This window comes from Peribacillus sp. P4_B1, assembly GCF_056402395.1.
The window spans coordinates 58,680-65,953 of sequence record NZ_JBFUHM010000025.1; the positions used below are offsets into that span (position 1 = coordinate 58,680).

Below are 7,274 nucleotides of genomic sequence, written 5' to 3' on the forward strand. Positions count from 1 at the left end.
ATTTGAATGAAGGGGTTTGTCTTTTTGCTTTTTTGCAACCTCGTATACCGGTTTCATAGTATGATGATTAAATGAGCTTTATTTTTCAGCGGAATGTAAAATCAATAAACAAAAAAACCTCAGGAGGGAGGACGGCAATTTGGATATCAAGTTGAATCAAAAAATCATAAAAGACATGTGCGGGGCCGTCTCCTTCAAAAGAGGGGAAGCTTTTCATCGTGCCAATAAAGTGACATTTCAAAGTTACCGTCCTGATGGTTGTGAAGCGGCGGTTAAAGGAATGGAAGATTTCCATGTCTCGATCGAAGTGGATTCTGTCGGTGGTTTTCAGACTACATGCAGTTGTCCTTCGCTAGCTTCCTACCAAAGGGATTGTCAGCATATTGCAGCCGTACTGCTGTCGGTTTGCGATCATCAGCGAGAGGGAACGATCCCTGATGGCCTAAATGTACCTGGTTCTGATATTTCAGCCAATAAGAAGTTGTCTGAGGGCTTGCTGACCCTATTCAATAATCAGCCTGTACGCAAAAGCGGTCAGCAGCTCCACTTTGAAAACAGGCAATTGCTTGATGCAGAGTTTACGTGTAAACCTGTAAGGATAGTTACTGGACAATATATGTTAGGAATGGAAATGAAAATCGGTTCTTTTAATTTATTGAATGTCCGGGATTTCCTGAAACGGGTAAAAGAAGGAAAAACTGCCCAATTGACCCTTTCATTTTTATATGATCCTGAACTGCATTGTTTTCATAAGGAAACGGATGCAGTGCTTCAGGAGCTTATTACAGTAATATCGGATGAAAAGGTTTATGTTGATACCCTTACGGACAAATTTGAATATACAATGGACGATCACTTATTACTTCTGCCTCCATCTTCCTTTCAAAGACTTGTCCCAATCCTTGGTAGGGCGCCATTGGTGAAGCTTGCATATGGAGGCCATACATTTGATGGTCTTCGTTTATCCGGCGAATCGCTTCCTTTACAGTTTGATTTTACCCAAAGCGAGGGCGAAGATTATCAGCTGAATATTAAAGGTTTGAATGAGATGATCGTGATGAATGCATACAAAACGGTCCTATTTGAAGGGAATTTGGTTCAGCTCGGAAAAGAGGATTGCAAACGCCTTTCAGAATTGAAGCAAATGCTCGAGGATTCGGGAATGAATCGGATTCCAATCCATCATGACCAACTGGAATTATTCCTGGACAAAGTGGTGCCAGGTTTGAAAAGGCTTGGTGAAGTCCATATAGCAAGGTCCATCACCGAACTGTTTTTGAAGACGCCGCTGGTTGCTAAGCTATACTTGGATCGAGTGAAAAACAGGCTGCTTGCGGGGCTGGAATTCCACTATGAAAATATCGTGATCAACCCATTGGAAAAACAGGAATCCAAGGCGGTCGCCATGCTTATAAGGGATTTGGATAAGGAGGCGGAGATACTAAAGCTTATGAAGGAAAGCCTGTTTGCCGAGACTGACGGCGGCTATTTCTTACATAATGAAGAGCTGGAGTATGAGTTTTTATACCACATCGTTCCAAAACTTCAAAAGCTGGTACAAATCTATGCCACGACAGCTATCAGAAACCGGATTTCCCGTGGGAATGCTGCACCCCGCATTAGGGTCAAAATCAAAAAAGAACGGACTGATTGGCTCGAATTCAAATTTGAAATGGATGCGATCCCCGATAAACATATACGTGAGGTCTTAGCAGCGCTTGAAGAGAAAAGGAAGTACTATCGTTTAAGAAATGGATCGCTGCTTTCCCTTGAAACAAGGGAGTTCGAGGAAATCAATCGGTTTCTGAATGCACTTCCCGTACAAAATGAAGACCTGGAAAACAGTCTGAACATGCCAATCGTAAAAGGGCTGCAACTCCTTGATTCCGTTAATGATAGCCAGACATTCACATTAGAGGAATCATTCCGTCAGTTTTTGGATAACATCGGGAATCCGAGTGCCTTGGAGTTCGGGGTGCCAAATAGTCTTGGGCCGATTTTGCGCGATTATCAAAAGAACGGCTACAAATGGATGAAAATACTTGCCCAATACGGATTTGGCGGGATTCTGGCTGATGATATGGGACTGGGAAAAACACTGCAAAGCATCACGTTCATTTTATCGGAGCTGCCTGAAATCCGTAAGAAAAGGGTTCCTGCGCTTATTGTCTGCCCTTCATCATTAACCTACAATTGGCTGAGCGAATTCACTAAATTCGCCCCTGATATACAAGCCGTCGTCGTGGATGGCCACAAAAAGGAAAGGTCGAAGCTGTTTAAGGAAGTAATGGACGTGGATGTAGTGATCACCTCTTATCCATTGCTCCGGAAGGATATCACGTGGTTTGAAAAAGAGGACTTCCATACGGTGTTTTTTGATGAGGCACAGGCCTTTAAGAACCCAGGAACACAAACGGCACGAGCGGCCAAGAAAATAAAAGCGGCACATCGCTTCGCGTTAACTGGTACACCCATCGAGAATTCACTAGAAGAACTTTGGTCCCTTTTCCATGTGGTATTCCCTGAGCTATTCATGGGGTTAAAGGAGTATAGTAACCTCTCAAGGAAACAGATTTCCCGGAGAATCCGGCCATTTTTGCTGCGGAGAATGAAAGAGGATGTGCTTGCGGAACTCCCGGAAAAAGTCGAATCGCTGGAATCGATGGAACTGCTTCCAGATCAGAAGAAACTGTACGGCGCCTATCTGGCGAAGCTGCGGCATGATACGCTGAAACACTTGGACAAGGACACCCTCAGGAAAAATCGGATCAGGATCCTCGCTGGCTTGACCCGGCTTCGGCAAATATGCTGTCACCCCGCCTTGTTTGTGGACGGTTATAAAGGCAGTTCGGCAAAATATGAGCAACTGATGCAAATTCTCGAGGAATCGAAGCATTCTGGAAGACGGGTGCTGATTTTCTCGCAATTCACAAAAATGCTTCAAATCATCGGCAGGGATTTGGCTATTAAAGGACAGGCCTTTTTCTACTTGGATGGACAAACTCCATCAAAGGAACGTGTGGAAATCTGCAATCGGTTTAATGTAGGAGAACGGGATGTATTCCTCATTTCATTGAAAGCGGGTGGTACGGGCCTCAATCTGACGGGTGCCGATACAGTCATTCTATATGACCTTTGGTGGAATCCAGCAGTGGAAGAACAAGCCGCGGACCGTGCCCATCGAATGGGGCAGAAGAATGTGGTCCAGGTCATCAAACTTGTTGCCCGTGGCACAATTGAAGAAAAAATGAATGAACTGCAAGAGAAAAAGAGACACCTTATTGAAGAAATCATCGACCCTGGGGAAAAATCATCATCTGCACTTACAGAAGAGGATATCAGGGAAATCCTGATGATATAAGAAGAGGGATACGGTTACGCAGACCAGTAGAGCTGAGGGGAACCATAGTTATTAATTTATGAATTGAATAGTTTAGTTATGGAGCATTTCTTCGTAATGAGGAATGCTTTTTTATATTTTTTAAAAATGGAAAGGATATTTAGGTAACAATAATAATATAATAAAAAACAACAATGTTTTATTGTAATACGATAAAAGGTGTGCTAAATTCAAATGGACAAAAAATTAATGAGGTGCTTTTTATGAAACAAGTGTCAACGATCTTTTTAAAGATAGCTGTTATTCTTATTGGAATGCCGATTCTTGCTTTGTGCATCTTTTTGGTGCCTAGGATAGCGAAGTTTGCAGCAGAATTGTATCCGGATATGGCTTATTTGAAATATCTCGTTTTAATCGATTTGTATGCCTCTGCGATACCATTTTACTTTGCTCTATATCAAGCTTTTAAACTTTTAAGCTTTATTGACAAGAACAAAGCTTTCTCGGAATTATCCGTAAGAGCTTTAAAAAAGATAAAATACTGTGCAATCACAATCAGTAGCTTGTATGTGGCGGGCATGCCGCTCTTTTATCTCATGGCGGAAATGGACGACGCCCCAGGTATCATATTAATCGGATTGGTCGTCATTTTTGCTTCAATGGTGATTGCAGTCTTTGCTGCTGTTCTTCAAAGGCTTTTACAAGAAGCCATCGATATAAAATCAGAAAATGACTTAATAGTCTGAGGTGGAAAACATGGCAATTATAATCAATATTGATGTGATGCTCGCTAAAAGGAAAATGAGTGTTACAGAACTTTCTGAGAGGGTTGGAATAACGATGGCTAACCTTTCCATATTGAAAAACGGTAAGGCAAAAGCGATTCGACTATCCACTTTAGAGTCGATTTGTAAGGCTTTGGAATGTCAGCCCGGAGATATTTTAGAATACCGAAATGATGAAGAAACCCAAGGTTAAAAAGTGGAAGAAAGGGGAGTTACTCATGAATTTAACCATTAAAAAAGTGGAGGCACCAATCATGAGAGCACTGAAACAACTCGTTCGTTTTGGTTGGGAGCAAGCCCTGTCATGTTTGTTTCCTGCCGTTATTTTTGCTTCTTTGGCCATTACAAAATTCATTCCGCTTCCCTTCCTGCCACGGTATGACTGGCTGCTCATCATCTGCCTTCTGATGCAGTGGTGGATGGTGCGTTCTAGGCTTGAAACAAGGGATGAGCTAAAGGTTATCACAATGTTCCACCTTATTGGACTTGCACTTGAACTTTTCAAGGTACATATGGGCTCCTGGACTTATCCAGAGGAAGGATATTTCAAAATTTTTGGAGTGCCTCTTTATAGCGGATTCATGTACGCAAGTGTAGCGAGTTATCTTTGCCAGGCGTGGAGGAGGTTAAAGGTCGAACTGGTCAAGTGGCCACCATATTTGGTCGTTGTACCTCTTGCTGCTGCTATTTATTTAAATTTTTTCACACACCATTATTGGATTGATGTTCGTTGGTGGTTATCCGGACTTGTTATCATCGTCTTTTGGCGATCATTGGTCATATACGAGGTTGGTGGAACTCGTTATCGTATGCCAATCGCACTTTCATTTGTGCTCATCGGATTTTTTATATGGATAGCTGAAAATATCGCAACATTCTTTGGAGCTTGGGAGTATCCAAACCAAACCGATGCATGGAGTCTCGTTCATCTAGGAAAGGTAAGCTCATGGCTCTTATTAGTGATTGTTAGCTTCCTTATAGTAGCGACGCTAAAACAGATTAAGGGGAAAGATTCCACTAAGATGGATGCAAGTCAATTTTTATAAAATGACTTCACGTGAAAAATTCTTCTTAATTCAAGTTAGATAAAAAGACGGCACATAAAATATATGTGCCGTCTTTGATTTTCTAAGCTTTTATAAAGAATTGTAGTGTATATTCCTTCTTCTCTTTTGGAATTTCTACGAAAAATCGCCTTCATTCATTCCTATGAAACAAGTTTTAATCCCACTGCTGCACCAAGGACCATGGCTATAAAAACGATCCTTCTCCATTCTTTGGATTCTCCATATAAGAGCATCCCGATTATCGCTCCTCCTGATGCGCCAATCCCTGTCCAGATAGCATAAGCTGTCCCCATCGGCAAGGTTTGCATGGCGTAAGCAAGAAATAGAAAACTTGCTCCAAATCCGATGAATAACAGCAGCAAGGATTGCCAATTCCGGTCTTTATGCAATTTATTTATCATCGCAACCCCAAACATTTCAAATAGCCCTGCTAAGATTAAAGAGACCCAAGCCATTAAGATTCATCCCCTTTCTCAGCCTTATCATCAGTCACTAGCTTCAAGCCGATCACCCCTGATAATAAGAGGAGGATCAATAGCATTTTGCTCAGCTTGAAGGATTCTCCAAAGAAAATGATTTCGGAAAAAACGGTCCCCGCGGTCCCCATACCGACAAAAACGGCATATACCGTTCCGACAGGAAGCTTCCTGCCAGCCATAATCATCAAATAAAAACTGATGATGATCGAAATGACCGTTCCAGACCAAGTCCAAAAGTCATCTGCATGTTTTAAGCCAATCACCCAAAATACTTCAAAAAAAGCTGCAATGAATACTTTAATCCAGTTTGTGCCCATGAAATATCGCACCTCCGATTTTATTCTTTACCAAAAAAACAAAAAAAGCCCAAGAGATAACCGTTAAACGGTTTCTCCCAGGCTTTTATCCTTCCGTGACACAGCATGCTGTGAGTTTTCTCTCGGACCAGACCAGCAATAAGACCCACTGCGGAACCCTAGAAAACCTTTGACATATACAATTACCTTTCATTATACATACTTTTTGAACTTACTCAAGGTAAAAGTTTTGTTTACCCCGTATCGATTGCAGCCTGGATATCACATATAAAAAATGCCCTTCATCTTTCTGATAAGGAAAAAGGGAAATGTTTTGGAGTGAAAAGAAAAAGCGATGTTAAAGAAACTTTGATGTTGGGTTCTCCTTTATTCTTATATAATTTTTGTTGGATATTTATGTTAAAATGGATTTTGAATTTAAAAAGGGGACTTAATAATGAAAAAGATTTGTAGTCAGTGCCAAACTGAAATGATAGATGATTGCCATGTAAATGTTCAAGGAGGAATGTATGGAATTATGATTAGTCAAAAGAAAGGACTTTTTAATAGAGTTTCTGCAAAGCCTAAAGCATCTGTTTGTCCAAATTGTGGTTATGTAGCTTTCTATATTGATGAGTATAAAGAATTTAAGAAGTAAAATATATATACAGCTGACCGGTGTTTAAGAGCTTTGGAGGTACATTTCCATTTTGATAGGTTCTATACATAGATACAGCAAGAAATTAGAAAGGAACGGTATAAGGTCATTTGTGAGCTTTCCGCTACTCCTTTTTGATAAATAATCTCCTTGTGTATTCCTATAAAAAGACAAAAAAAGCCCCGAAATCTTGAACTGTGCCCTTCAAAATGGACAGTCTTAAAAAAAGACCTATAATTTAAGCAGCTAATAGATGACTCCCGTATTGCGCGGGAGTCATTCTATTTAGACTCCATTGGCAACGATTTGTATTGTAATCTTCCATATATTCTTCAATTAATCTGTGTAACTCATCAAAAGTTTGACACTCCAAATAATCAACTTCATCTTTAAAATGGCCAAAGAATGATTCCATAGGGGCGTTATCCCAACAGTTTCCCTTTCGGGACATTGATTGTTTCAGCCCTAGTTCTTTCACTCGGCGCTGGAACTCAGGATGTGTATAATGAACGCCTTGGTCTGAATGAATGATCGCTTCAGGATGAATCAGACCTTTTAGGGAATCAGAGAGCTTCTCCAATGTCTGATAGACAATCCCCATCTTGAGACTTCTAGATAAGTGAAAAGCGATGATTTCTCGTGTAACAGC

Annotated in this window: 8 protein-coding genes and 1 riboswitch; of the genes, 5 read left to right on the plus strand and 3 right to left on the minus strand. The window is 40.9% G+C overall.

The features are described from left to right. Nucleotides 1-139: 139 nt before the first annotated feature. The 4 genes from AC1DVK_RS15540 to AC1DVK_RS15555 all read left to right on the plus strand — a co-directional run bounded on the left by AC1DVK_RS15540 (nt 140) and on the right by AC1DVK_RS15555 (nt 5,171). Nucleotides 140-3,361 (plus strand): DEAD/DEAH box helicase, encoded by a 3,222-nt coding sequence (locus AC1DVK_RS15540; protein ID WP_477626845.1) that lies wholly within the window; start codon nt 140-142, stop codon nt 3,359-3,361. Between the two features lie 242 nt (nt 3,362-3,603). Continuing rightward, nucleotides 3,604-4,086, plus strand: coding sequence for a DUF2975 domain-containing protein (locus tag AC1DVK_RS15545; protein ID WP_477626846.1), 483 nt, complete (start codon nt 3,604-3,606; stop codon nt 4,084-4,086). 10 nt (nt 4,087-4,096) lie between these two features. After that, entirely contained in the window at nt 4,097-4,318 is a 222-nt protein-coding gene (locus AC1DVK_RS15550) for a helix-turn-helix domain-containing protein (protein WP_477626847.1), read from the plus strand. Between the two features lie 61 nt (nt 4,319-4,379). After that, complete coding sequence (locus AC1DVK_RS15555) at nt 4,380-5,171, plus strand: DUF817 domain-containing protein (RefSeq protein ID WP_477626853.1); 792 nt, start codon at nt 4,380-4,382, stop codon at nt 5,169-5,171. A 161-nt stretch (nt 5,172-5,332) separates the two neighbouring features. Here the strand turns inward: AC1DVK_RS15555 and AC1DVK_RS15560 are convergent, their stop codons facing one another. Next, complete coding sequence (locus AC1DVK_RS15560; protein WP_477626848.1) at nt 5,333-5,647, minus strand: DMT family transporter; 315 nt, start codon at nt 5,645-5,647, stop codon at nt 5,333-5,335. Continuing rightward, nucleotides 5,647-5,988, minus strand: coding sequence for a DMT family transporter (locus tag AC1DVK_RS15565; RefSeq protein ID WP_061464505.1), 342 nt, complete (start codon nt 5,986-5,988; stop codon nt 5,647-5,649). The genes AC1DVK_RS15560 and AC1DVK_RS15565 overlap by 1 nt, the downstream gene beginning before the upstream one ends. Before the next feature lie 72 nt (nt 5,989-6,060). Next, nucleotides 6,061-6,161: riboswitch (guanidine-I (ykkC/yxkD leader) on the minus strand. A gap of 263 nt (nt 6,162-6,424) precedes the next feature. On the opposite strand from AC1DVK_RS15565, the gene AC1DVK_RS15570 reads away from it, so the two are divergent. After that, entirely contained in the window at nt 6,425-6,625 is a 201-nt protein-coding gene (locus AC1DVK_RS15570) for a nucleic acid-binding protein (protein WP_284469938.1), read from the plus strand. A 238-nt stretch (nt 6,626-6,863) separates the two neighbouring features. Here the strand turns inward: AC1DVK_RS15570 and AC1DVK_RS15575 are convergent. Continuing rightward, nucleotides 6,864-7,274: integrase core domain-containing protein (locus AC1DVK_RS15575; RefSeq protein WP_477626849.1), on the minus strand; the 411-nt coding region annotated here is incomplete at its 5' end.

What these genes read in the sequence shown, in the direction of transcription:
- AC1DVK_RS15545 (WP_477626846.1), top strand. Translation starts at nt 3,604, where the DNA reads ATGAAACAAGTGTCAACGATCTTTTTAAAGATAGCTGTTATTCTTATT.
- AC1DVK_RS15550 (WP_477626847.1), top strand. Translation starts at nt 4,097, where the DNA reads ATGGCAATTATAATCAATATTGATGTGATGCTCGCTAAAAGGAAAATG.
- AC1DVK_RS15555 (WP_477626853.1), top strand. Translation starts at nt 4,380, where the DNA reads ATGAGAGCACTGAAACAACTCGTTCGTTTTGGTTGGGAGCAAGCCCTG.
- AC1DVK_RS15560 (WP_477626848.1), bottom strand. Translation starts at nt 5,647, where the DNA reads ATGGCTTGGGTCTCTTTAATCTTAGCAGGGCTATTTGAAATGTTTGGG.
- AC1DVK_RS15565 (WP_061464505.1), bottom strand. Translation starts at nt 5,988, where the DNA reads ATGGGCACAAACTGGATTAAAGTATTCATTGCAGCTTTTTTTGAAGTA.
- AC1DVK_RS15570 (WP_284469938.1), top strand. Translation starts at nt 6,425, where the DNA reads ATGAAAAAGATTTGTAGTCAGTGCCAAACTGAAATGATAGATGATTGC.